This window comes from Corallococcus llansteffanensis, from assembly GCF_003612055.1.
GTDB classification, from domain to species: Bacteria; Myxococcota; Myxococcia; order Myxococcales; family Myxococcaceae; genus Corallococcus; species Corallococcus llansteffanensis.
Genome location: NZ_RAWB01000064.1, coordinates 1 through 25,731 on the forward strand (window position 1 = coordinate 1; position 25,731 = coordinate 25,731).

The following is a 25,731-nucleotide window of genomic DNA, read 5'->3' on the forward strand; positions in this document are numbered from 1 at the left end:
AGCCCCGTCTCCGGGCCCCCCTCCGCCACGCGCGTGAAGCCGAGGCTGCCCGTGTAGAAACCGGAGGCAGCCACCGCGTCCGCGACGCAGAGCTCAACGTACTCGATATCATCGAAATACATGAATGGAGGTCCTGTCCCGGAGACTTCGAATTGGCGCGGAGGATAGACGATCCAGGCGCAGCCGGCGCCTGCTTTCTCGACCCTCCAGACCCGCTGGATATTCGCGGTGCGGCTGCGTCAGGCGGCGCTCGCCGCGGAGGCGAGCAAGCCCCTGTCGCGCAGCGTGTCGAGGATGCGCTCGAGCCCCGCTTCGACCGTCTCCGCGTCGGAACGGACAATGATTTCAGGTGCTTCAGGCGGTTCGTAGGGATCCGACACCCCGGTGAAGTGGGGGATCTCTCCCGCCAGGGCCTTCTTGTAGAGCCCCTTCACGTCCCGGGCGACGAGGGCCTCCAGGCTTGCCTGGACGTACACCTCCAGGAAGGGGATGCCGGCCTGGGTGGCCAGGGCTCGCACCTCGTCCCGCGAGCTCTTGTACGGGGAGATGGCGGCGGTGATGACGCCCACCTCGTGCTTCGCCAGCACCCGCGCCACGTAGCCGATGCGGCGGACGTTCTCCTCGCGGTCCGCGCGGGTGAAGCCCAGGCCGCGGGACAGGTACGTGCGCACCTCGTCCCCGTCGAGCAGCTCCACGCGCTGCACGGGCGCCAGGTGTCGCACCACCTCGGCGGACAGCGTGCTCTTGCCCGCGCCGGACATGCCGGTGAACCAGAGGATGAAGCCCGGGCGCTGTTGCATCGTCGCTCTACCTCTCCACGGCCGGGCCGTTGATCATCCCGGCGCCCACGGTGGCGTTGGTGCTTTCGTCGATGAGGATGAAGCTGCCGGTGCTGCGGTTGCGGCGGTACTCGTCGAAGAAGAGCGGCACCGTCGTGCGCAGCGTCACGCGACCCACCTCGTTGAGCTTCAGGCCGGTGCTCTCTTCGTCGCGGTGCAGCGTGTTGACGTCCAGCCGGTAGTGCAGCTGCTTCACCATCGCGCGCGCCATGCGGGTGGTGTGCTTGATGGCCAGCCGCGCCCCGGTGTTGAGCACCGTCTGGTCCGACAGCCAGCACACCATCGCGTCGATGTCCTGACTCGCGGTGGGCGGGTTGCCCGGCCGGCACAGCATGTCGCCGCGGCTGATGTCCAGCTCCTCCTCCAGCGACACGTTCACCGACATGGGCGGGAACGCCTCCGTCACCGGCTTGCCGGCCAGCTCCAGCGACTTGATGCGGGTGGTGAAGCCGGACGGCATCACCATCACCTCGTCGCCCGGGCGCATCACGCCGCCCAGGATCTGGCCCGAGTACGCGCGGTAGTCGTGGAACTTCTTCGCGGACGCGGGCCGGATGACGCCCTGCACGGGGAAGCGCAGGTGGATGAGGTCGCGGTCGGACGCGATGTGCACGTTCTCCAGGTGGTGCAGGAGCGTGGGGCCCTGGTACCAGGGCATCTTCTCCGAGCGCGTCACCACGTTGTCCCCGCCCAGCGCGGAGATGGGGATGAACGACAGGTCCGACACGTCCAGCTTCATGGAGAACTGGCGGAACTCCTCGCGGATGCGGTCGAAGACGCCCTGGTCGTAGTCCACCAGGTCCATCTTGTTCACACACAGCACCAGGTGCGGCACGCGCAACAGCGACGCGATGAACGCGTGCCGCCGCGTCTGCTCCAGCACGCCCTTGCGCGCGTCCACCAGGATGAGCGCCAGGTCCGCCGTGGACGCGCCCGTCACCATGTTGCGCGTGTACTGAAGATGCCCCGGCGTGTCCGCGATGATGAACTTGCGCTTCACCGTGGAGAAGTAGCGGTACGCCACGTCGATGGTGATGCCCTGCTCGCGCTCGGCCTTGAGCCCGTCCAGGAGCAGCGCCAGGTTGACGTACTCGTCGCCGCGCGCGTGGCTGGTGCGCTCCACGGCGGCGAGCTGGTCCTCGAGGATGGACTTCGTGTCGAACAGCAGCCGCCCGATGAGGGTGCTCTTGCCGTCATCCACGGAGCCCGCGGTCGCGAATCTCAGCAGTTCCACTAGAAGTATCCCTCGCGCTTGCGGTCTTCCATCGCCGTATCACTGAACTTGTCATCCGTGCGGCTGGCCCCGCGCTCGGTGACGCGCGACGCGGTCACCTCCGCGATGACCTGCTCCACCGTCGCCGCGGTGGACTCCACGCACGCGGTGCACGTCATGTCGCCCACGGTGCGGAAGCGCACCGTCTCCGTCGTCACCTGCTCGCCGGGCATCGTCTGCAGGAACGGCGACCACGCCATCAGCATCCCGTCGCGGCGGAACACCTCGCGCCGGTGCGTGTAGTAGATGGACGGCAGCGCCACGTTCTCCCGGCCGATGTACTGCCAGATGTCCAGCTCGGTCCAGTTGGACAGCGGGAAGACGCGCAGGTGCTCACCCCGGCGGTGGCGGCCGTTGTACAGGCCCCACAGCTCCGGCCGCTGGTTCTTCGGATCCCACTGGCCGAACTCGTCGCGGAAGGAATACACGCGCTCCTTCGCGCGGGCCTTCTCCTCGTCGCGCCGCGCGCCGCCGAAGACGGCGTTGAAGCCATTCTTCTCGATGGCCTCCAGGAGCGGCTGCGTCTGCAGGCGGTTGCGCGACGCGCGCGGGCCCTTCTCCTCCGTCACCCGCCCCGCGTCGATGGCCTCCTGCACGGACGCGACGATGAGCCGCGCCCCCAGCTCCGCCACGCGTTGGTCGCGATACTGGATGACCTCCGGGAAGTTGTGCCCCGTGTCCACGTGCATCAGCGGAAACGGCAGCGGCGCCGGCCAGAAGGCCTTCACCGCCAGGTGCAACATCACCGCGGAGTCCTTCCCACCGGAGAAGAGCAGCACGGGCCGGTCCAGCTCCGCCGCGACTTCCCGGATGATGAAGATGGACTCGGCTTCCAGCGCCTCAAGATGTGAAAGCTCGTAGCTCACGGGCGCGGAAGGTAGCACAACCGGGTTTCCGCCCAACCGTGGCCATGAAAGTTTTCCGGTGCGCGCCGGGTGAGACACGCCGGATGCGACATGCGGGAGCGGGCCATGAAACATGGCCACCCCACCCGTCAGGATGGCTGTCTCCCACCCGGTGCTCCCAGGTGCTCCCCAGGTGCTCCACGAGTGGCGAACGAGCCCCCACCCTGCGTGCGGGAAGGCGTTCCGTGGGAGCGGCGCATGGTATAGACGGGCGCCCCATGGCGACCACCCCGACTCCACCTGTCCTTGATCGCTGGTTTCCCTCCCGCAAGCCGCTGCCGGAGCCGCGGCTGCGCCTGTTCTGCCTGCCGTTCGCCGGCGGGAGCGCGGCCATCTACACGCCCTGGGCGAACGCGCTGCCCACGGGCGTGGAGCTGTGCGCGGTGCAGCTGCCCGGCCGCGAGCGGCGCCTGATGGAGCCCGCCTACAAGTCGCTGCCGGCGCTGCTGGACGTGCTGATGCCGGTGCTGACGCCGCTGATGGACCGGCCCTTCGCCCTGTTCGGCTACAGCATGGGGGCGCGCATCAGCCTGGAGATCTGCCGCAGGCTGCGCAGCCAGGGGGGACCCCGGCCGCTGGGCTTCATCGCGGCCGCGGCGCCGCCGCCGTCCCACAACGAGCGGGAGCCCATCCACGAGCTGGATGATCCGGGCTTCATCGCGAAGCTGCGCGACTACGACGGCACGCCCGAGGAGGTCCTCCAGCACAAGGAGCTGCTGGAGCTCATCCTCCCCACGCTTCGCGCGGACTTCGGCCTGGCCTGGTCGAAGAACGGCGCGGACGCCTCGCCCCTGGACATCCCGCTGTCCGTGTACGGCGGCAAGGCGGACAAGCACGTGGGCATGGACCAGATGGAGCACTGGCGCGAGGAGTCCACCGCCGAGGTGCGCGTCCGCCAATTCGAGGGCGGCCACTTCTTCATCCGCACGAACGGGCCGCCGGTGCTGGCCGCGGTGCGCGAGGACCTGACGCGCTGGATGGCCCCCGTCCGCTAGACGGTCACGATGCGCGGCGGAGCGTCCCCGGCGAGCGGCACGGTGTGCTGCCAGCGCACGGTGAGCGGTCCGCCCCGGGGCCGGCGGAAGGCCACCGCTGCCTGGTGGCGCTCGGACGGCTTGTGCTGCACGAACTGCCACACGTCCGGCACGTCCCCCATCCGGGGGTCGAAGGCGATGCGGGGCATCTGGCCCGGCAGCAGCTCGAAGGCGAACTGATCCAACGGCAGCGACATGCCCGCGCCGCGCGCCTTGATGTACGCCTCCTTCAGGGTCCAGTACTCGAAGAAGCGCTCCTGCTGGCGCTCCTTCGGCAGGGCGCGCAGGGCCTGCACCTCCGTGCGGGCGAAGTAGTGGTCCGCGATCTCCACCGTCTCCCCCTTGCGCTGCGCGTCCTCGATGTCCGCGCCCAGGTCCGCGTCCCGGCCCACCGCGACCAGCGCCATGCCGTCGGTGTGGCTCAGGTTGAAGCGCAGCCACTGCCCTTCCGGGCCGACGATGGCGGGGCGCCCGTACTCGTTCGGCACGAAGCGCCACGCCTCCGGGGCGACGGGCGCGTAGCGCGACAGGGTCAGCCGCACCAGCGCGTGGGACACGAGGAACTGGCGCTGGTGGCGCTCGAAGTGGAAGCGCCGCTGCCGCTCGCGCTCACCGACGTCCAAGAGGGGCAGGTAGGCCGCCAGCAGCCGGGGGTCGTCGATGCGCTCGGGCTCGACGAGCCACACGTGGACCTCGTCGGATCGCAGGGCCAGGGGCACGAAGGGGGAAGACGAAATCATGCGGCGAAGGGAAGCAGGAACCGCCACGCATGTCACGGGGCTGGCCGGGCCTTGCCAGCGCCGCGTAGGCTTCGCGGTCCGCGGGCCCACGCCGGGCCCGCTCCGGGGGAGGCGACATGGACCTGTCCATCGCGACGACGAAGCTCCAGGCGCTGCGCAGGGACATGACCGGCCACACGGACCGGGACGACGAGCGCCGCATCCTGGACCTCCTGAAGGGCGCCACCGGCGAGGAGCTGAACTTCCTGCTGTCCAACGTGGACCTCGTGCGCCTGCTGTCGGACGTGGATGACCGGCTGGTGGGCCCCGACCACCACACGCAGCTGCTGGACCTCCTGTGCACGCACCGGGCCCCGGAGCTGTCCCTGCCGGTGCGCGCGTCGCTGGCCACCGCGCTCCAGAAGGGCGCCACGCACACCCAGGCCGAACGCCGGCTGCGCGACCTGTTCCTCGCGCTCAAGGGCCGGGAGCTGACCGCGTTCAAGAACCTGCTCGACGGGGGCGGCGAGTACCACGACCTGCAGCACCTGGTGTTCGCCGACGTGGACGACCCGGGCCTGCGCGCGGAATTGCTCGCCCACTTCCAGCGCGAGGCGGACGCCGTGCCCAGCGGCGAGAACAAGATCCTCAGCGACATCGACGACACGTTCTTCGCCAACTGGGTGGACCCGCGCTACCCGAAGAAGACGGTGTACCCGGGCGTGCTCGCGTTCTACCAGGAGCTGGACCGGGGCCCGGGCATCATCCCGGGCCGCGCGGGGGACCTCACCTTCGTGAGCGCGCGGCCGCAGGATCCACTGGGCCTCATCGAGAACGCCACGCTGGAGTCGCTGCGCGAGCGCGGCGTCCCGCTGGCGGTGATGCTGTCCGGCAGCTTCTTCTACCTCGTGGGCAACACGCGCATCGCGCAGAAGAAGTTCGACAACTTCGAGCGCTACGCCCGCCTCTTCCCCGAGTACGGCTTCGTCTTCGTGGGCGACAGCGGCCAGGGCGACGTGGAGTTCGGCGCGAAGATGCGCGCGGCCCAGCCCCAGGCGGTGCGCGCCGTGTTCATCCACGACGTGGTGGCGACGCCGGAGCCCAAGCGCGAGGAGTGGCGCGCGCAGCACCTCTTCTTCTTCGACACGTATGTCGGCGCGGCGGTGGAGGCGTTCCACGCGGGCGTCCTCTCCCGCGACGGCGTGGACCGCATCGCCGCCGCCGCGGTGGAGTCCCTGGCGGCCATCGCCTTCTCCTCCCCCGCCCAAAGACAGGCGCGGGAGGCGGAGCTGGCGCGCGACCTGGCCCGCGTGCAGGCCCTTCCCCGCGCCCCGTCTGCCTGACTCAAGCCTCCCTGAAACATCCCCGCGCGTCATGACAGGGATTGCGACGCGCGGCAGGGGCCTTCCAATTAATCTGTTTTTCCCTTATTAGCCCCCTGGGGTCGCCGGCAACGGCGAACGTGTAGGGCGTACCTGAGGGGGTACACATGAATGGGATGTCTCGGAGCCGGTGGCTGTGTTTCGCCGTGGCTCTTGTCGCAGGGGTGTGGCCGGGCCTGGGCGCGGCACAGCTGGCGCCCACGGGCGGCCACTATGCAGGGCGTGCTTCCGACACCGGCACCGAGCCGGGCGCGGTGAATGCGTCTGGCGGGTATTCAGCCTCCATCCCGTTGGACCTGCCGGCCGCGCGGGGCGACCTGTCCGTCCCGCTCTCCATCTCCTCCGGGGCCCGGGGCGTGGGGGCCGTGGGCCTGGGCTGGGAGGTCCCGCTCTCCTATGTCCGGCGCGACCTGACGTTCGCCCATCGCAAGCCCCAGATGGGCTCCGACGTTCCGCCCGCGGGCCGTGAGCAGGTCACGCTGTCGCTGCAGGGACAGGCCATGGACCTGCTTCCCAGGGGGACGACCTGGATCGTCCGCTACGACGCGCCCGACCTCGTCCTCAAGGAGCAGGCCGGCACCTGGGTGATGTACGACGGCCGGGGCAAGACGTGGACCTTCACCGAGCCCGCGCCGCTCTCCGGCGCCGGGCTCTGGTTGCTCAGCTCCATCACCGGCCCGGATGGCACGGCCGTCCAGCTCGAGTACGACGTCTCCAGCGTCGCGGTTCCGGGCGGGAGCGCCGTCTCCATCGACCTGCGCCGCGTGCTCTACAACAAGCACCCGACGTCCTCCTGCTTCAAGCACGAGGTCACCCTCAACTACGGCGCCCCGGCCGCGGCGCCGCTGTCGCTGTCCCTGCTGGGCGACCGCGTGCTCACGCGGCTTCGCATCCTGAGCAGCCTCGATGTGGCCAGCCGCGCGAGCTGCACGGGGTCCCCGGAGAAGCTGCGCTCGTATGCCTTCACGTACCTGCCGGACGCCGACACGAAGCAGCCGCGCCTGAGCGCGGTGCGCCTGTCCGGGCGCCAGGGCACCCCGGAGGCGTCCGTCTCACTGCCGGTCGCTTCGTTCGGCTACGGGAGCGCGACCCTCAATGGCACGCTTTCGTACCAGAAGACCGGCTCCATCCCGCTGCCCGCCGGGCCGGACCTTACGAAGATCGCCAGCACGTCGCGCGACGGCACGTTCACGCCGCCGGTCGCCGCCGGGACGGGCTCCGCGACCTGGCAGAGCCTCACCGACGTCACCGGTGACGGCCTGCCCGACCTCGTCTACCAGAAGACCGGCACCACGAAGCTCTGGGTGGCCCTCAACCGCCCGGGCGCGTCGGGGACCACCGCCCTGGGCACCGTCAACGCCCAGCTCGCGGACACCGTCCTCACCACCGGCGCCTTCGAAACCCGGAGCGCCACGCAGAACCGCTTCGTCAACAGCAGCGCCGCCGTCAACATCGACCAGGTGTGGCGTCAGGCCCTCGACGTGAATGGTGACGGCCGCGTCGACATCGTCGATGCCGCCGAGACTCCCTGGAAGTGGGTCGTCTACCTCAACACGCCCGGCACGGGCGCCACCGGCGTCCAGTGGCAGCGCCGCGCGTATGCCATCACCCCGCTCTACAACCGGCTCGTCGCCGCCGGGCACCTGCTCAGCAACGGCTACCTGCCCCTCTCCAGCCGCTACAGCGGCCATGACCGCATCGTCGGCGCCTGCTGGCGCTGGAGCGGCACGGCCTGGGCGTCCTACCCGCAGGGCTTCACGGAAGGCATCTGTGGCGCGAACTTCCCCAACACGGAGCTCAGCGCCAGCCCGGAGAAGACCTACACCGAATGGGCGGTGAACGACGTCAACGGCGACGGCTTCCCGGACCTCGTCTTCAACTCGTCGCGCGTCGAGGTCGTGGGCTCCGTGCCCGCCTTCCCGGGCACCTTCACCGGCGAGGTCATCAACACCCAGCGCACCTTCACGATGCAGCCCCTCCACGGGAGCTCGAACCGGGTCGATGCCGTCTTCAACCTCTACGGCCTGTACATCGAGGATGCCTCCCCGGTCTTCTCCGCCCCCATCACGCTCAAGGCGAACACCGCGTGCGGCGTCGGGCTGTGGGCGACGAGCAGCTTCAACCAGGAGGTGATCTGCGGCCTCGCCGACGTCAACGGTGACGGCCTCGTCGACCGGGTGGAGAACCGGACCACCGTCGCACTCGGCACGGGACGCGGCTTCAGCACCGTCACCCTGACCCTGCCGGGAAGCTACGCCACCCAGTCCAGCGCCCAGTTCAACACCTGCTTCGCCCCGGAGCCGGATGCTCCCGGCGCCACGACCTTCTTCGCCGACCAGGTCAGCGGGTTGCGCGACCTCACCGGTGACGGCATCCCTGACTTCGTGACCCGCGGCGGCTCGACCTGGACCGTGGCGGTGGGCACCGGAGCGGGCTTCGCCCCGGCGGTGAACATCGACGTCGTCGGCTCCGGCTTCGTGCTCTCCAGCGCGCAGGAGCGCTGCGACGGCATCACGTCCAACACCCAGAGCGGCCTCTACGACCTCAACGGCGACGGCAAGCCGGAGGTGGTGCGCCGCACGGGCTCCACCCTGGACGTCTACCAGCTCGCGGGCGGCAGCCTTCCTGGCAAGCCGGAGGCGGGCCGCATCGTCCAGATGGACAACGGTTACGGCGCGAAGACGACCGTGGGCTACCGCTCCGCCAAGGAGGATGGCACCACGAAGCACCAGGTGCCCTTCCCCGAGATCGTCGTCACGTCGGTGGACACCGTCGGCACCCAGGGGCTCGGCGGCACGCTGTCCGCGACGCGCTACGCGTATGGCGGCGCGGAGCTGATGTACGACTCCGCGCTCCACACCTTCACCCTGCCCGGCTACCAGCGCTCGGTGTCGTTGCGCTCGGTGACGGTCAACGGCAAGACCGACGGGTACGGGACCATCACGGACACGTACCCGCTGCCCGCGTTCACCGCGGCCTCCAAGGCCGAGCGCTTCGGCCGCTACCTCCAGGCGGGCAAGGTGCGCGACGTCACGGTCCTCACCAGCAGCAGCCTCGATCCCTGGACACTGCTCGCCACCGACCTCACCACCTATGCCCGCCGGCTCGGGGGCACGCACTACGACTGGGCCACGAAGGTCTACGAAGAGACCCCGCAAAGCGGTAGCACCAACTCCGGTCTGGACTGCTTCGAGCTGGCCTATCCGCTCGACTTCCTCGGCTCGTGGAACGCCGTGGGCAACACCTACAACCCCTGCACGGCGCACGGCTTCATGTACGCGCGCGCCACCAATGCCTGGCGCGGGAGCGCGGCGCCGCCGTCCGCCAACAACGTGGTCACCCGCTCGGAAGTGCTCGACGTGGACGACTACGGCCGGGTGCTCAACGTCCTGTATGCCAATGACGTCTACCGCAGCGACGACGACCTCTGCGTGGAGACGAAGTACGCCACGCCCACGGGCACGAACGAGCGGGTGCTTCACGCGCCCATGAGCCGGCGCTCGTGGACCTGCGACAAGACGCCCTATGTGACGTACACCTCCGAGTCCTGGCTCTACGACGGCCTGGCTTCGGGCAGCGTCTCCCTGGGGCACCTCACCTCGCACAGCCGCGACCGCCGCGACACCGGCACGGGCGCGCTGCTGAACACGGTGAACGAGTACACCGCCAGCTACAACGCCGCCGGCAACCCCTCCACGGTCACCCGCGTGCGCGAGGACGGCGCCGTCCGCACGGTGAAGCTCGCCTACGACGACTTCGGGCTGGCGCTGGTGGAGCAGCGGCTGGACGCCACCGGCACGCCGGTGCTCACCACCTCCTTCACGCGCGACCCGGTCAGCCTCGCGACGCTGACCGTGACCGATCCCAACCAGACCCAGTACGGGACCGACCTGGATGGCCATCAGCGGCCGGTGCGCTCCACCGTGCGCCCCTTCAACGGGACGCTCGGGGTGCTGTCGACAACCCTCTACGACGGCTTCTCAGGCACGGATCCGCTGGGCCGGCGCATCGTCGGCAAGACCTTCAGCGACCCCGTCGCGCCCGGCACCGAGGGCAGCGCGCCGGGGCGCACCGGCACCGTGTACCTGGATGAGCTGGGCCGCTCGCGCCGCACCGAAGTGGAGCTGGGCACTGACTACGCGAAGGAGCTCCTGATCACCGGAGCCCGGACCTACGACGCCCTGGGCCGGGTGCTGTTCGAAGCGGACCCCTACCCGGCCTCCCAGAACGGGGCGACCGCCTACGGCACGACCTACTTCTTCAACCTGGACGGCACCCCGTCGTGCGACGTCCGCGGCAACGGCCCGCAGGCCTACAGCGCCACGACGGACCTGGCCACCGAGCGCATCGCGACCTGCTACTTCCGCTCGTTCCTGGATCATCTGGAGACCTTGAGCGTCAACGACGCGGCGGCCCTGACCGCCGCCTCCCCCCAGGCGGGCGTCCTCAAGTCCGCCACCCAGACGGCCACGGGGCGGATCCTCTCGCGCTCGACGTGGAAGGGCACCGTCCGGCTGGAGCACGCCACGTTCACGCATGACCGGCTGGGCCAGCTCACCGGGATGACCCGCTTCCTGGATCCCGTCCTGCCCTCGGGCCCCGTGCAATCGTCGTGGACCTACGACTCGTTCGGCCAGCGCCTCCAGTGGCAGGAGCCGGCCAGCGCCGTGAAGACCGCGCGGTACAGCAACTGGGGCGAGCCGCTGGAGGTGAGCTGGTACGAATCCGTCGCGGTGCCCGCGGGCAACCGCAACCTGCTCAACCGCTACGACGCCCTGGGCCGCGTCACGCACACGGAGGAGCGCAGCGCGGGCGTGGCTGAACCCGACACCGTCTACGACTTCCTCTACGACGTGGGCTCGAGCCCCACCAGCCTCGTCGTGCCCGCCAATGTCCTGGGCCGGCTGGCGCGGACCAAGTCGTCCCTGGGCGAGGTCTCCTACAGCTATGACTCCTTCGGCCGGGAGGACGCGCACGTCTTCACCGACAGCGCTGGCAAGTACTACGTCGAGAAGTCCGGGCTGCACGCCGACGGCTCGCTGGATTCGCTCACGCTCCAGCTGCCCGACAACGGCTACGAGAAGGAGGTGGCCTCGTACTCCTACGACACCGCCGGCCGGCTGCGCCTCGTCAAGTTCGAGGACCCCAATGACAGCCGGGAGCTCTACATGGCGCGCGACATCGACCCGTTCGGGCGCGTGCGCAAGGCCACGCACGGAGGCGTGGTCGAGTTCGCGGCGGGCTACGCCGACGTCGGCCGTCGGTTGATGACCGACGGGACGCTCGCCTCCAGCTACGGCTCGCGGACCCTCTACATGCTCGGGTACGACGCGCTGGGCCGCGAGCAGGTGCGACGCGAGATCGTGGACGGCGCCGCCACGGGCCCGAAGACGAACGTCGGCTACGACGCGCTCGGCAGGCTCACGTCGTCGCTGCGCACCAACGGCAGCACCACCCTGGCCCAATGGCAGTACACCTACGACGCGCTCGGCAACGTGCTCACGCAGAACGACCTGCTGGGCACCGCCGATGCCGCGATGGGCTACGGCACCGTCGACAACGACCAGCTCTGCCGCGTCACGTACGGCGGTGGCGGGGCGGGCTCCGGTGCGTGTCAGGTGACCCACGACAGCGCGGGCAACGTGGTGAGCCTGCCGTCCCGGAATGGCGGACGCAGCCTGGGCTACTTCCCTTCGGGCAACGTGCGCACCGTCGCGGATCCCGCCGGCACGGCTTCGTTCCGCTACGGCGCGCTGGGCGCCCTGGAGGAGCTGGACCTGCGGGTCGCGGGCAAGGACGCGCGGCACGAGTGGAAGTTCGGCGGCCTCATCGAGCTGAAGGACCAGAAGATCGCCGGCAAGGCCACGTCGGTCATCACGCGTCACATCCCGGGCGCGAGCGGCATCGTGGCCAGCCGGCGGGGTTACAAGCAGGACTGGCTCTTCTCCTTCGGCGAGCTGCGCGGCGCGCGGTACACGGCCGACAACCTGGGCCGGTTCATCCAGGACGTGGACTACCAGCCTTTTGGCGAGGCGAAGTCCAGCGGGTCCGCGGGGCCGGATGCCCTGCTCTACTCGAGCGCCCAGTGGAATGGCGGCGAGGTGCTGGAGTCCTTCGGCCTGTCACGCCTGGGCGCGCGCCTCTACGACCCCGTCCTCGGCCGGTTCCTCAGCCGGGATCCGCTCTTCGTGCCGCGCACCGCGGCCACCACCCACCCCTATGCGTTCGCGATGAACGACCCGGTGAACCTGTCCGACCCGACCGGCCTGGACTCCACCTGCATGGGCAAGGAGTGCCAGGGCCCGTCCGGCGGCGCGAACCCCCAGGCGACCTACCGGCCTCCGGCCCCCACGGCCACCTTCTCCCAGGCGCCCAGGGGACCGCAGACCCTCCAGGGTCAGGTGTTGAGGACCTCGGTCATCGCCCTCACGGGCATCGTGATGGGGGACTCGTTCAACTACGACACGCTGGCCGCGACAGGCGTGTCGCTCCAGGGGACGCTGGACATCATCGCCAACACGCAGGAGGGCGCCGAGGCCGCCGTCGCGGGCGACAACGCGTTCATCGACCGGTTCTCCAGCTTCTTCGCCGGCCTTGGCGACTCGGTGACGTTCTGGTGCCCGGGCTGCACCCAGAACATGCGTCACACGTGGGTGGGCCCGAACTCCTCCGGCGACGCGGACTCCTGGAGCTACGCCTGGGGTTCCATCACCGGCATCGTGGGTTCGTTCGTGGCCCCGAGGCCGACGTCGATCATCGCGGCGCCCAAGCGTGACGTGGGCCAGGAGCTCAAGCAGTTCATCCGGATGGCCGACGTCAACCCCAGCCTCTGCAAGACCAACTGCGTGAACGTGTCGATCGCCGTCGACTCGACGCTCGCGGGCCAGCCAGAGGTGGCGCTCGTCAGCAGGACTCAGCAGCTCGGGGTGCTCGAGTCCTACTACGGCACGGCCGCCGTGGAGGTCGCCACGGAGCGGGCCGTCCTGAAGACAATGGAGGCCTGGGGTCCTGGCAGCCGGGGCATCATCGTTGGCCTCTCCAAGGGCAGCTCGGACTTCGCCCACGCCTTCAATGTCGTCAACCGGGGCGGCGGGGTCTTCTTCGTGGACGGCCAGCTGCCCTGGGCCTCCGCGAGCCTCAAGCCCTACTCCCAATTCTGGCTGATCCGGACGAACTGAGCCTGGAGGGCCACCGGGTGGAGGCCCAGGCCTCCCCCGGCGCCCTGCCTGCCTGAATATCGACCGGGGTGCCGCGTCCTGACGCGCGGCCCGGAACACTTCCTCCGGGCACCGAAAGAAGCCCGGAGCCATGTCCCGCCTGCTTGCCCTGACGTCCGCCGCCGCCCTCTGCCTCTTCTGTGCCGCCTGCAACGGAGGCGACGAGGACGACGACACGCCCCAGGGACAGCTCAAGGACACGCGCTCCAATGTCACGGGCACCCACCCCGTCATGATGACGATGCGCATCCCGGGCGTCCCCGAGGAGCCCGAGCCCTTCGCGACCACGCTCACCCTCACCGAGGAGGCGTCGTCCCGGGACGGCCTGCGCATCTCCTTCCTGCTCTTCGACTGCGACCTGACCGGGACGATGACGGGCGAGTCCACCTTCAAGGTGAACCCCGGCACCTGCGTCTTCTCCTTTCCGGCCGAAGGCGTGGAGGATGCCTGTGCCGTCACGCTCGACTTGAACGGCGGCAGCGGCGGACGCGACTCCGCGCAGGCCAAGGTCAACGCGACCTTCAATGGCATCTACACCCTGGGGTGCGAAGGCGAGGGCATGCCCATCACCACGCCCGTGACCGTGGAGGTCGTGGGCAGCTGACCCTGGAACCCCTGCCCACTTCCCGGCAGCCGGCTGCCCCCAGGTCCCGGTCAGTTGGCGCGACGTGTGGGACACCCCAACCTTCGGACGCTTCACACGGGTGGAGCGTCCGTTTGGGTCGGGTGTGGGCGTGAGGGGGGCGGGGCCGATGGAGCTGTTTCCCATCCATTTGCTGTTCATCGTCGTCCTGACGAACCGCTACATCCTCGGCCCCTTCCTGCGGCGGCTGAAGGGCAAGCGGTTCGAACGGGTGGACGACACCTACCGCCCCCGGGTCGCCATCGTCGTCCCGCTCTTCAACGAGGGGGAAGGCATCTTCCACACGGTGCGCGCGCTGCTGGCGCAGGACTACCCGCGCGAGCTCCTGGAGATCATCGTCGTGGACGACTGTTCGCGCGACGACAGCGTCGCCTGGGCGAACAAGGCCGCCGAAGGCCACCCGAACGTCCGCGTGATGAGCAACCCGGAGAACCTGGGCAAGCGCAAGGGCATCAACCGGGGCGTGAAGGCCGCGGTGGACGCGGAGATCATCGTCTCCGTGGACTCGGACGTGGTGGTGGACAGGAGCGCGGTGCGCCAGCTCATCCGCCGCTTCGTCCACCCGAACGTCGCCGCCGTGGGCGGTCGCACCTTCGTCAGCAACCGTCATCAGAACTGGATGACGCGGATGATCGAGATCAAGTTCCACTTCGCCCAGCAGTGGCTGAAGGACCTGGAGCGCTCGTTCCGCCAGGTGATGTGCCTGTCCGGCTGCCTCACCGCGTACCGCCGCCACGTGCTGCTCCAACTGGAGCCCATCCTGGAGGCGCGCGCCATCGCGGGCGTCCCCATCAAGTACGGCGAGGACCGCTTCCTCACGCGGCAGATCGTCAAGCACGACTACGAAACGGTCTACACGCTGGACGCGTTCTGCTTCACCGCCGCGCCGTCCACGCTCGCGGGCTACTTCTCCCAGCAGCTGCGGTGGCGGCGCTCCAACCTGGTGGACCTGCTGTCGGGCCTGTCGCACGCGTGGCGCCTGCACCCGGTCATCACGGTGCACTACGTCTCGCAGCTCGCGCTGCTGCTGGCGTACCCGGTGGTCATCGTCCACAACCTCCTCACCGGAGAGTTCTGGGACATCCTCGCGTTCCACTTCCTGGTGATTGGCCTCTTGGGCTTCATCTACCGGATGGAGACGCGCCACCTGCCCGAGGACCGGCGCGTGCCCGGGGCGAGCTTCCTGCCCATGGCGCTGCTCATGCCCGTCACCTACGCGCTGTTCACCCCGCTGGCGCTGCTGACGCTCGACTCCGGAAGCTGGGAGACGCGCGGCAGTCCCACCGCGGCCCCTGCCCCTGCTGCCTCCCCCGCGAAGCTCACGTCCAGCACCACCAGCGAGGGAACGCCGTCATGAACCAACAGGTCGCCAACCGGCTGAACTCCCTCGCGGTGTCCGCCTACAAGATCATGGGGTCCGTGCTGCTGGCGCTGATCCTCCTGGGGCTGCTGTCGTTCCTGTCGGTGCAGGGCTTCTTCCTGTCCAGCCGCGGCTGGGTGACGCCCACCATCCTGTCGCCCACCGACCCCAACGTCCTGCAGCTCAACGCGCAGGCGGCGCAGCAGGAGGCGGAGCGCGACGCGCTCCTGACGAAGCGGCGCGAGGTGGGGGACCGGCTCCAGGAAGCCGAGCGCATCCTCAACGCGGAGAGGTCCTTCCAGCAGCGCTTCATCGTGGCCCTCCAGGGCGAGAAGCGCTCCCGCGACCGGCTGGCCCGGAGGCTGGCCGCGCTGCGCCAGGAGTACCTGCGCGCGGGCGTGGAGATCACCGAATCCAACCGCGCGTACAGCGGCCTTGCGCGCACGCGCACGAGCGCGCTCTACGGCGCGAGGCTGATGGACCGCGAGGACATGCTCACCCTCAACCACCACCTGGCGCAGATGGCGCAGAGCAACCTGTCGCTCGCGCAGGAGACGGTGGACCTGGACGTGCGGCTGGACACCCTGCGGCGCGAGCGCGACGGGCTCCTCGCCGCGCAGGACGGCCTGGGCCAGGACCGCCCCGCCCCGGAGGGCCTGACGACGGACACGCTGCTGCTGGAGCGAGAGTACACGCAGTCGGTGCTGGAGCAGGCGCGCGCGGAGGCGCTGCACAAGAGCCTGGAGGCGGACGCGCGCGCGCTGGATGACAGCATCCAGCGCTTCAACCAGCTGCTGATGGTGGTGCACGGCTCGCCGTACCTGAAGGCCGTGGAGCAGAACCTCACCGTGGCCTTCGTGCCGTACGAGAACCTGGCCAACGCGCGAGCGGGCACCCCGCTCTACACCTGCGCGCTGAAGGTGTTGTGGTGCCGCGAGGTGGGCGTGGTGGGGACCGTGCTGGAGGGAGAGGTCTCCCAGCAGCACCCCATCCGCCAGTACCACCTGCGGGGCGTGATGGTGGAGCTCCAGCTTCGTGACGCACCGAGCGCGCGGGAACAGCTGCTGCACCTGGGCCGTCCGCCGCTGATGCTGTGAGGTCCCCCCGGGAATCGGAAATGGAGCGGCGGATGCGGACAACCCTCGCATGGGGAGCCCTGATGGGGCTGTGGACGGGCATGGCCTCGGCGGCGGAGGACGCGGGGACGGTGCGGGCCCGGAGCGAGCCCGCGCGGGGTTATTGCGAACGCGTGCGCGGGACATCGCGCTCGGAGGCCGCGTTGGAGCTGGCGCCGGAGGTCTTCGCGAGCATCGGCGCGGTGAACGCGGGCGACGCGCAGGGAGGCTCGGACCAGATGCCCCTGGGGACGCCCAAGCTGCGCCTGACCGCGGGGCTGGGCTACGACTTCGTGGGCATCTACCGGGGCGACAAGCTGCGCTTGCGCGCGGAGGCCGAGTGCCGCCGCTACCAGGCGCTCGCCGCGCTCCAGGGCGCCTTGGATCAGGGCTCGCGGCTGGGCGAGGCGGCGGCGCTGGAGGCCCGGGCCCGGGCCCTGGCCACGTCCCTGCCCCGCGCGGAGACGCTGGTGACGGCGCTGCGCGAGGAGCTGCGCGACGGCGGCGCCACGCTGGAGGAGCTCAACGCGGTGCAGGTGCGGTTGGATCGCCTGCGCGCGCTGGCCCGCGAGACCGAACAGGCCCAGGCGCGGATCGCGCTCGAGCCCGCGCTGGCCGAAGGCACGGACCTGGGCGCGCTCATCAGCACCTTCGAGTCCGCGGATGATCAGGTGGAGGCCCTGTCGGGAACACTGCGCAGGGCCCGCGCCTGGCGGTTGAGCGTGCGCGGCGGCTACGACAAGGTCTTCGACGTGGCGCAGGACGTGCCCCTCTTCGGACAGCTCACGCTCGGCTACAACCTGGGCTCGCTGTGGCAGGGCCGGGCCAACGCCCAGGCCCGCGAGGGCCGGCGGCAGGAGACGCGCGACGCGGTGGACGGCGCGCCCCGGCAGGTGCGCCAGCTGCTGGGCGAGCTGCGCATCACCGAGCAGGCCGAACGGGCGCGGCTGGGCGAGGTGTCCGCGCTGGTGTCGGACCTGGAGGGGCAGCTGCGCGAGGTGGAGCGGCTGGAGACGCGGCAGGTCCGCCGCTTCCGGGACTACCTGCTGCTGGAGCTGGCGCGGCTCCAGGCCGAGCAGGCGTACCTGGACGCGCACCTGAGGACGCTCCAGACGCTGCTCAAGGGGGTGGGGTCATGAGCGAGGAGCGCCGTCGGTGGTGGGTCGCGATCTGCGCGTCGGCCGTGTTGATCCTCTGGGCGGTAGCGCTGCTCCTGAGCCATGGCGCCTGGGGTGACACGGGCGGCAAGGGGAAGCCCCAGGTGGCCTCCGCGCTCAGGTCCCCGCGCACGCCACCTCCGGCCACCGCGGGGTTGGAGCCCATCCCCCTGGAGCGGCTGACCATCACCCAGGGTGACGTGCAGGAGCTCCAGCGGAGCGCGCGGGACGGGCTGCGCTTCGGCATCGACGGCCCCCGCCAGCGCGCGGTCGCGCCGGAAACGACGGGCGACGACGTGGGGCTGCGCTTCACCTGGCTGGGCGTCACCGACCCGGTGGTTCCGCTCGCCTCCGGGCAGGTGCGCGAACAGGTGGGCCTCAAGCTGCGCGCGAGGGATGGGTGCAACGTCCTCTACGCCATGTGGCGCATCGCGCCCTCGGCGGGCATCGTCGTCAACTTCAAGCGCAACCCGGACGACCACCACAGCGGCGAGTGCGGCGGCGACGGCTACACCACGGTCCGCCCGCGGTTCATGGAGCCGTTGGATCCGCTCGTCCCCGGGCAGCCTCATGTGCTGCGCGCCCGCATCGCCGCGGACGTGCTGACGGTCTTCGTGGACGGCAAGCGCGTCTGGGAGGGCCTCCTGCCCGCGGACGCCCTGACCCTGGAAGGGCCCGTGGGCATGCGCACCGACAACGCGCGCGTGCGCTTCGAGCTGCTCGTGCCCCAGGCAGGCGGGCCCACGTCGCGGCGCTGAAGGCCGTCCGGAACGTGGCGGACGGAGGCGAATGGGGGGCCCGCCCCCTTGCGTGGGGAATCCGGGCGTGGGTTCCTGGAGCGGATGCACGACCGCGATCCGCTGGCCTCGCCGCTCCGTCCCCCGCATGGCCTGGAGGCACTGGAAGCCGCCCTCCGGCGCGACCTGGACATCCTCGCCTACCCGTCCCGGAGCTGGGTGCCCCCGCGCACCACCCCGGACGGCCGCGCCATCCTGGACGTGCTCATCGTGGGCGGAGGCCAGAGCGGGCTGGGCGCCGCGTTCGGGCTGATGCGCGAGCGGGTGACGAACATCCTGGTGCTGGACGACGGCAAGGACGGCTTCCACGGCCCTTGGAAGACGTTCGCGCGGATGATCACCCTGCGCACGCCCAAGTACCTCACCGGCCCGGACTACAACATCCCCAACCTCTCCTTCCGCGCCTGGTACGAGGCGCAGCACGGCGAGGAGGGCTTCCGCCAGGTCGCCCTCATCCCGAAGGAGCTGTGGGCGGACTACCTGCTCTGGTACCGCCGCGTGCTGGCCCTGCCCGTGAGGTGCGGAACGAAGGCCGGCGCCCTCCGCTGGCGCGCGGACCTGGACTGCTTCGAGGTCCCCATCGCCCACGCCCATGAGTGGGGGACGCTGCTCGCGCGCAAGGTGGTGCTGGCCACCGGCATCGACGGCTCCGGCCGCTGGGACGCACCGCCGGAGGTGCAGCCCCTGCCGCGCACGCTGTGGGCGCACACGCATGACCCCATCGACTTCGAGGCGCTGCGCGGCAAGCGCGTGGGCGTGCTCGGCGCGGGGGCCTCCGCGTTCGACAACGCGTCGGTGGCGCTGGAGACAGGCGCCGCGCGGGTGGACCTGTTCTACCGGCGCAAGAAGCTGCCCAACGTGAACCCCTACCGCTGGGCGGAGTTCGCGGGCTTCCTGCGCCACCACGGCGACCTGCCGGACGCGGATCGCTGGCGCTTCATCCGGCAGATCATCGAGATGGGACAGCTGCCGCCGAAGGACACCTTCGAGCGCGCGCGCCGCTCCCCCGCCTTCCACCTGCACGCGGAGAGTCCGTGGGTGGAGGTGAAGCAGCAGGACGGTCAGGCCGTCGTGCGCACCCCGCATGCGACGCACACGTTCGACTTCCTCATCATCGCGTCGGGCTTCACCACCGACCTGTCGCTGCGCCCGGAGCTGGCGGAAGTGCACCCGCACATCGCGCTGTGGAAGGACCGCTTCACTCCGCCGGAGAACGAGCGGCACGCGGACCTCCTGCGCCACCCGTACCTGGGCCCCTCCTTCGAGTTCCTGGAGAAGCAGCCCGGGAGCGCGCCGTGGGTGAGCGGCGTGTTCAACTACACCTTCGGGTGCCTGCTCTCGCTGGGCTTCGGCGGCGCGAGCATCTCCGGCATGAAGTACAGCCTGCCCCGGCTGGTGGGTGGCATCACCCGCCAGCTCTACCTTGACGACAGCGACCGCCACTTCCGGGCGCTCGCCGACTACGCCCTGACGGAGTTCGAGCCGTGAGTTCTTCCCTGACCGTGTTTCGCAGCGAGCGCGTGGTGACGCCGGAGGGCACGCGCGCCGCGGCCGTGGTGGTGCGCGACGGGCGCATCGAAGGCATCGACGCCACGGTGGACGTGCCGCGCGGCGCCCAGGTGGTGGACCTGGGACGGGACGCGCTCCTGCCCGGCATCGTGGACAGCCACGCGCACATCAACGAGCCCGGCCGCACGGACTGGGAGGGCTTCGCCACGGCGACCGCGGCGGCGGCGGCGGGCGGCATCACCACCGTGGTGGACATGCCGCTCAACTCCATCCCCGCGACGACGTCCCTGGCCGCGCTGCGCACCAAGGCCGAGGCCGCTTCAGGCCAGTGCGCCATCGACTACGGGCTCTGGGGCGGCGTCATTCCGGGCAACGCGGGCGAGCTCCAGGCGATGGTCGACGCGGGCGCGCCCGGCTTCAAGGCGTTCCTCGTGCACTCGGGCGTGGACGAATTTCCCGCCGCCACGCGCGACGTCCTGAACACCGCGATGCCCATCCTGGCGCGCGCGGGCGTGCCGCTGCTGGTGCACGCGGAGCTGACGGACCACGAGCCGCCCTTCGCGGGCGACGTGCGCGCCTACGCCAGCTACCTCGCCTCGCGCCCGGCCGCGTGGGAGGTGGACGCCATCCGGATGATGATCGACCTGTGCCGCCAGCACCGGACGCCGGTGCACATCGTCCACCTGTCGGCGGCGGACGCGCTGGACGACATCGCGAAGGCGAAGGCGGAGGGGCTGCCCTTCACGGTGGAGACGTGCCCGCACTACCTGACCTTCAGCGCGGAGGAGATTGAAGCGGGCGCCACGCACTTCAAGTGCGCCCCGCCCATCCGCGAGGCGGAGAACCGCGAGCGGCTGTGGCGCGCGGTGGGCAGCGGCCTCATCGACCTGGTCGTCTCCGACCACTCGCCCTGCACGCCCGCGCTCAAGCGGCTGGAGGCCGGGGACTTCTCCGGCGCGTGGGGCGGCATCGCCGGGTTGCAGTTGAGCGTGTCGGCGGTGTGGACGGGGATGCGCGCCCACGGGCTGGGGCTGGATGTGCTGGTGGAGCGGATGGCCCGCCGCACCGCGGCACTGGCCGGGCTGTCGGGACGCAAGGGGGCGCTGAAGCCGGGGCTGGACGCGGACTTCGTCGTCTTCGCGCCGGAGACGCGCTTCAAGGTGGCCCCGGAGGACATCCGCCACCGGCACCGGCTGACGCCCTACGCGGGGCGCGAGCTGGAAGGCCGGGTGATGAGGACATACCTGCGCGGCCAGCGTATCTTCGACGCCACCGAGGGACTGACGGGCCCGCGCATCGGCCAGTGGCTGCCGCGCGGCTAGCCCCGACGGTCAGGGAGAGGAAAACCGATGCAAGCCGAAGCACCCGGGGCGATGCACGTCGCCTTCGCCGACCTGATCGATCTCGCCGCGCGCAAGGTGGGCGGCAGGGCCCTGCTGGCCAACGACGAGTTCTTCGCGCCCAAGGAGGCCATGCTGGAGCCGGGGCGCGGCGTCTTCATCGCGGACAAGTACACGGAGCGCGGCAAGTGGATGGACGGCTGGGAGACGCGCCGCAAGCGCGTGCCCGGCTACGACTGGTGCATCGTGAAGCTGGGCCTGCCCGGCGCCATCCACGGCATCGACGTGGACACCAACCACTTCATCGGCAACTTCCCCGAGTACGCCTCCCTCGAAGCGTGCGAGGTGGACGGAGACCCGTCCGCGGAGTCGCTGGCGGAGGACGTGTCGCGCTGGACGGAGCTGGTGCCCAGGTCGCGCCTGCGCGGCGGCTCGCGCAACCTCTTCGCGGTGGCGAACGAGCGGCGCTTCACCCACGTGCGCCTCAACATCTTCCCGGACGGCGGCGTCGCGCGCCTGCGCATCCACGGGCAGGTGCTGCCGGACTGGCACGCGCTGAAGAAGGCGGGGCTGGTGGACCTGGCGGCGGCGGCGAACGGTGGCTCCGTCGTCACGTGCAATGATCAGTTCTTCGGCACGAAGGACAACCTCATCTTCCCGGGCCGCGCGGCCAACATGGGCGAGGGCTGGGAGACGCGCCGCAAGCGCGTGCCGGGCTTCGACTGGATCGTCGTGAAGCTGGCCACGGCCGGCACCCTGCGCCGCGCGGAGGTGGACACCCACTTCTTCAAGGGCAACTTCCCGGACCGCTGCTCGCTGGAGGGCATCCACCTGGAGGAGCCGCTGCTGGACTTCGCCAACGCCACGCACCTCCAGTGGAAGGAGCTGCTGCCCCAGTCGAAGCTCCAGGCGGACCACTGCCACGTCTTCGAGAAGGAGCTGAAGGACGTGGGCCCCATCACCCACGTGCGCCTCAACATCTTCCCGGACGGCGGCGTCAGCCGGCTGCGCCTCTTCGGGGAGCCGGCGTGACGACAGCGCTGGAGCGCCTGAACACGGCGACCACGGAGGAAGCCACCCAGGCGCTCACGCGCTGCTGCGGCAGCACGCGCTGGGTGCAGGCGATGCTGGCCGTCCGCCCGTTCCGCGACGCGGAGCACCTGTACGCGGAGGCCGCCGACGCGTGGGCGCGCACGGGGCCGGAGGACTGGAAGGAAGCCTTCACGCACCACCCGCGCATCGGCGACGTGTCGAAGCTGCGCGAGAAGTTCGCCGCCACCGCGCAGTGGTCGTCGCAGGAGCAGCAGGGCGTGGCCGCCGCGGACGAGCGCGTGCTGGAGGCGCTGGCCCAGGGCAACCGCGACTACGAGGCCCGCTACGGCTTCATCTTCCTCGTCTGCGCCACCGGCAAGAGCGCGGCCGAGATGCTCGCGCTCCTGCAGGGCCGCATGGACCACGCCCCCGACGCGGAGCTGCGCATCGCGGCGGGCGAGCAGGCGAAGATCACCCGCATCCGACTGGAGAAGCTCCTCGCATCATGAGCACGCTCAGCACGCATGTCCTCGACACGAGCACCGGCCGTCCCGCGGAAGGGCTCTCCCTCGTCCTGGAGGCCCGGGCGGGTGAGACCTTCCTGGAGCTGTCCCGGGGCGTCACCAACGCGGACGGACGGGTGAAGGACCTGTCGGGCGCGGCCACGAAGCTGGGGCCCGGCGTCTACCGGCTCACCTTCGACACCGGGGCCTGGTTCCAGGCCCGGGGCCAGAAGGGCTTCTACCCCTACGTCCAGGTGGTGTTCGAGGTCGCCGCCACCGACGAGCACTACCACGTCCCGCTGCTCTTGAGCCCCTACGGCTTCTCCACCTACCGGGGAAGCTGAGGCGGGACGCTGTCGCTGACACGCTCCGGCTTGTCCGCGAGCGGCTCCGCGCAGAGGCTGGAGTGGTTCGTCTTGCAGGCGCCACCGCGGTGCAGGTCGAACTGCCAGCGGTGGCGCGGGCACACCACGTAGCGGCCCTCCTCCACCCAGCCCTCGGACAGGTCGGCGCCCTGGTGCGGACAGAAGCGCTGGATGGAGAAGCGCTTGCCGCCCGCCTCCACCACGGTGCGCTCCTTCTGTGACTCGGTGGCGCGGATGCCGTCGCAGAACTCGCGCAGGTCCTCCACCTCCACGCCGAGGAAGCCGTGCAGCACGGGCTCGTACACGTCCGGGTTGCGGCTCAGGCGCAGGCGGAAGGACAGGAGGAAGTCCTCCCAGTTCAGCTTCCGGTCCAACACGCGCACGATGTCGCTCGCGCCCACCTTCATCGTGTAGCGGGTCGTGTCGCGCACCGCCGGCACCTCGTCCACGCGGCGGAGCTTGAAGTCCACGCGCAACAGCCGCTTCGGCGCCTCCGTCAGCTCCACGTAGAGGGGCATGCCCACCCGCTCGTGCAGATCCAACCGGTCCAGCTTGAGCTGCAGCTCCACGCGCAGGCGGCCCAATATCTCCTCGACCTCCTCACGCATCAGGTTGCGGCGGCGCTCGCGGAAGACGTGCGCCAGGTCCTTCGCGTACGTGTGGAGGTAGTCCCTGAAGTTCTCCGTCGTCACGCGCTCCGGCACCTGGGAGACGAACTCCAGCGTGCCCGCGTCCAGCACGTCCCCGGGCATGGGCTCCAGGTAGCGCGTGGGCGCGTCCGGCAAGCGCTTCTCCAGGAAGGCGAAGAGGTCCGGCGCGCGGGGGAAGATGTTCACGTCCTCGAAGTTCAGCGGGAACAGCGCCGGGTCCAGGAAGGCCGCCGGGCCCGCCGACGCGAGGTAGCCGCGCGGCTGCACCGACTCCAGCGCGCGCGCCACCGCCTCGAACTTGCTGTCGCGCTTCTTGCGCGCGATGGCCGAGTACGTCTCGCGCGGGTACTCGTAGCAGGTGGGGTGCCAGATGGCGCCGGAGAACTGCGCGGAGAAGACGTCGACGGGCCCCTCCTCCGCGATGAGCCGCACCAGCCGGTCATGCAGCTTGCAGTCGTTGAGGTTGAGGAAGCACTGGCCCTCCGCGCGCACCATCACGCTGGAGTCGCGGTTGGTGCCCTGCTCGGAGACGAAGAGCTTGAGGTAGCCGCCCTTGATGGGGACCTCGCGCGAGTCCTCGCACGCGATGACGCGCTTGCAGCCGTACTTCGCGAAGAAGTCCTGCAGCTCCGAGCGCTTGAACTTCGGCACCACCACGGTGAAGTCCCGCCGGACCACGGTGGCCAAGAACTCCGGGTCGAAGTGATCCTTGTGCTCGTGGCTGACGTAGAGGAAGCGCTCCCGGCCCGGCGTCTCCAGCAGCTCGCGCACGCGCGGCGCCAGGTGGTGGTTGCGCGGCAGCTGCATCCACGCCGAGTCGAAGGCTCCCTGGGGCGACAGCCACGGGTCCATGACGACGAGCGCCCCGGCGGTCTCCACCACGAAGCCCGCATGCCCCAGGAAGGTGATCCGCATGAACGTCGTCCCCCGGCGTGAGCCGCCGCCGAGGGCACACGCCCCGGCCGCAGCAAGGCTGCGGACCCGGGACGTCCTTCGCCACGGGCCTGCCGGTCCGGGGTGCCTGTCGGCAAGCCCACGGAGCCGGCATCAGGCCCGCGGCCGGACTACGGCTGGATCTCCCGGACGCTCAGCCACTTGAAGTCCACGTCCTGGGCGTTGTCCCACCGGAATGTGGCGATGGGGCCACCCCAGGTGATGGGCATGGCGCCCACGGAGCCGCCGCAGTGCTGCGCGTCCCCGCCCCAGTCGCCCGCGTCGGTCAGCTCGTAGACCTTCTTCCAGGTGACCTTGTCGGCGTCCTCGTTGACGTACAGCTCCAGCTTCACGGCTTCCGAGCCCTCCGCGCCCGGCACGTTGCGCATCACCGACTTGAAGCCCACCCAGCGGCCCTGGAGCGCGGAGGTGGCGGGCTTGTACGGCCCCTGGTCGTAGGAGACGTGCCACGTCTCCTTCTCGAAGCGCACGCGGCCGTCGTAGTGCAGGCCGCCCTTGTAGCTGCTGCCCTCGCAGCCCGAGTGGTCGTCGTTGTGCTTCCCGCCCCGCGCGTACCAGGCGAAGTTGTCCTGGGTGTTGGAGGCCGCGTTGACCTTCACGAAGCCCGTCATCTCGACGTTCTTCCAGTCGTTCGCCGCCTGCATGTACCCACGGCCCACCAGCACGTCGCGGTCGTAGGTGGCGATCTGCTTCGCGTCGTAGCCCGTGGACGGGAACGCGCTCATGCGGACCTGGCTGCTCTTCATCTTCCACGAGCCGTCCGCGTTGCGCGTGATGGAGCCCTGGGGGTCGAAGCGCGCATCCGCCGTCGCGTCCTCCGCGAGCGCCCACGCCTCCCCGCCCTCCTTCGACGGGTACAGCATCGTCACGCCGAAGCCGTCCACGCCCGAAGGTGCCGGCGCGGGTGTCGCCTCCGCTGGCGCGCTCGGTGCAGGCG

General features: G+C 70.3%; 19 protein-coding genes. 13 read left to right on the forward strand and 6 right to left on the reverse strand.

The window, feature by feature from the left end; genetic code table 11:
* Positions 1-239 precede the first annotated feature (239 nt).
* From cysC to cysD, 3 genes are read right to left on the reverse strand one after another with little or no spacing between them, the layout of a single operon-like run.
* Positions 240-800, reverse strand: a complete 561-nt coding sequence (gene cysC / locus D7V93_RS08755; RefSeq protein WP_120642953.1) for an adenylyl-sulfate kinase — start codon at positions 798-800, stop codon at positions 240-242.
* A 7-nt stretch (positions 801-807) separates the two neighbouring features.
* Complete coding sequence (locus D7V93_RS08760) at positions 808-2,073, reverse strand: sulfate adenylyltransferase subunit 1 (RefSeq protein WP_120642954.1); 1,266 nt, start codon at positions 2,071-2,073, stop codon at positions 808-810.
* On the reverse strand, positions 2,073-2,978 hold the full coding sequence (cysD, locus tag D7V93_RS08765; RefSeq protein ID WP_208722956.1) for a sulfate adenylyltransferase subunit CysD: 906 nt from the start codon (positions 2,976-2,978) through the stop codon (positions 2,073-2,075). Before cysD ends, D7V93_RS08760 begins: the two co-directional genes overlap by 1 nt.
* A gap of 257 nt (positions 2,979-3,235) precedes the next feature.
* Between cysD and D7V93_RS08770 the strand changes: the two genes are divergently transcribed.
* The gene (locus D7V93_RS08770; RefSeq protein ID WP_120642956.1) at positions 3,236-4,012 is read left to right on the forward strand and encodes a thioesterase II family protein; all 777 of its coding nucleotides are present in this window, start codon (positions 3,236-3,238) and stop codon (positions 4,010-4,012) included.
* On the opposite strand, the gene D7V93_RS08775 is transcribed toward D7V93_RS08770, so the two are convergent.
* Complete coding sequence (locus tag D7V93_RS08775) at positions 4,009-4,791, reverse strand: 4'-phosphopantetheinyl transferase family protein (protein ID WP_120642957.1); 783 nt, start codon at positions 4,789-4,791, stop codon at positions 4,009-4,011. The genes D7V93_RS08770 and D7V93_RS08775 overlap by 4 nt on opposite strands.
* A gap of 116 nt (positions 4,792-4,907) precedes the next feature.
* Between D7V93_RS08775 and D7V93_RS08780 the strand changes: the two genes are divergently transcribed.
* From D7V93_RS08780 to uraH, 12 genes are all read left to right on the forward strand, one after another.
* A complete protein-coding gene (locus tag D7V93_RS08780; RefSeq protein WP_120642958.1) occupies positions 4,908-6,113 on the forward strand; it encodes a phosphatase domain-containing protein in 1,206 nt (401 codons plus the stop codon).
* 185 nt (positions 6,114-6,298) lie between these two features.
* On the forward strand, positions 6,299-13,330 hold the full coding sequence (locus tag D7V93_RS08785) for an RHS repeat-associated core domain-containing protein (RefSeq protein WP_147451091.1): 7,032 nt from the start codon (positions 6,299-6,301) through the stop codon (positions 13,328-13,330).
* 130 nt (positions 13,331-13,460) lie between these two features.
* The gene (locus D7V93_RS08790) at positions 13,461-13,973 is read left to right on the forward strand and encodes a hypothetical protein (protein WP_120642960.1); all 513 of its coding nucleotides are present in this window, start codon (positions 13,461-13,463) and stop codon (positions 13,971-13,973) included.
* A gap of 148 nt (positions 13,974-14,121) precedes the next feature.
* A complete protein-coding gene (locus D7V93_RS08795) occupies positions 14,122-15,369 on the forward strand; it encodes a glycosyltransferase family 2 protein (RefSeq protein ID WP_120642961.1) in 1,248 nt (415 codons plus the stop codon).
* Positions 15,366-16,469 carry a hypothetical protein gene (locus D7V93_RS08800; RefSeq protein ID WP_120642962.1) on the forward strand — a complete coding sequence of 368 codons (1,104 nt, stop codon included), beginning with the start codon at positions 15,366-15,368 and terminating at the stop codon, positions 16,467-16,469. Before D7V93_RS08795 ends, D7V93_RS08800 begins: the two co-directional genes overlap by 4 nt.
* Positions 16,470-16,501: 32 nt before the next feature.
* A complete protein-coding gene (locus D7V93_RS08805) occupies positions 16,502-17,626 on the forward strand; it encodes a hypothetical protein (protein ID WP_120642963.1) in 1,125 nt (374 codons plus the stop codon).
* Positions 17,623-18,402, forward strand: a complete 780-nt coding sequence (locus D7V93_RS08810) for a hypothetical protein (protein WP_244237182.1) — start codon at positions 17,623-17,625, stop codon at positions 18,400-18,402. Before D7V93_RS08805 ends, D7V93_RS08810 begins: the two co-directional genes overlap by 4 nt.
* A gap of 84 nt (positions 18,403-18,486) precedes the next feature.
* Complete coding sequence (locus D7V93_RS08815; RefSeq protein WP_120642964.1) at positions 18,487-19,929, forward strand: FAD/NAD(P)-binding protein; 1,443 nt, start codon at positions 18,487-18,489, stop codon at positions 19,927-19,929.
* A complete protein-coding gene (allB, locus tag D7V93_RS08820) occupies positions 19,926-21,272 on the forward strand; it encodes an allantoinase AllB (protein WP_120642965.1) in 1,347 nt (448 codons plus the stop codon). Before D7V93_RS08815 ends, allB begins: the two co-directional genes overlap by 4 nt.
* 27 nt (positions 21,273-21,299) lie before the next feature.
* The gene (gene alc / locus D7V93_RS08825) at positions 21,300-22,322 is read left to right on the forward strand and encodes an allantoicase (protein WP_120642966.1); all 1,023 of its coding nucleotides are present in this window, start codon (positions 21,300-21,302) and stop codon (positions 22,320-22,322) included.
* Positions 22,319-22,831 (forward strand): 2-oxo-4-hydroxy-4-carboxy-5-ureidoimidazoline decarboxylase, encoded by a 513-nt coding sequence (uraD, locus tag D7V93_RS08830; RefSeq protein ID WP_120642967.1) that lies wholly within the window; start codon positions 22,319-22,321, stop codon positions 22,829-22,831. The genes alc and uraD overlap by 4 nt, the downstream gene beginning before the upstream one ends.
* Entirely contained in the window at positions 22,828-23,169 is a 342-nt protein-coding gene (gene uraH, locus D7V93_RS08835; protein WP_120614070.1) for a hydroxyisourate hydrolase, read from the forward strand. The genes uraD and uraH overlap by 4 nt, the downstream gene beginning before the upstream one ends.
* Here uraH and D7V93_RS08840 read toward each other — a convergent pair.
* Together D7V93_RS08840 and D7V93_RS08845 are read right to left on the reverse strand one after the other, a co-directional pair.
* Positions 23,154-24,755 carry a Rieske 2Fe-2S domain-containing protein gene (locus D7V93_RS08840; RefSeq protein ID WP_120642968.1) on the reverse strand — a complete coding sequence of 534 codons (1,602 nt, stop codon included), beginning with the start codon at positions 24,753-24,755 and terminating at the stop codon, positions 23,154-23,156. The genes uraH and D7V93_RS08840 overlap by 16 nt on opposite strands.
* A 149-nt stretch (positions 24,756-24,904) precedes the next feature.
* On the reverse strand, positions 24,905-25,731 hold an 827-nt coding region (locus D7V93_RS08845), incomplete at its 5' end, for a carbohydrate-binding protein (protein ID WP_208722957.1).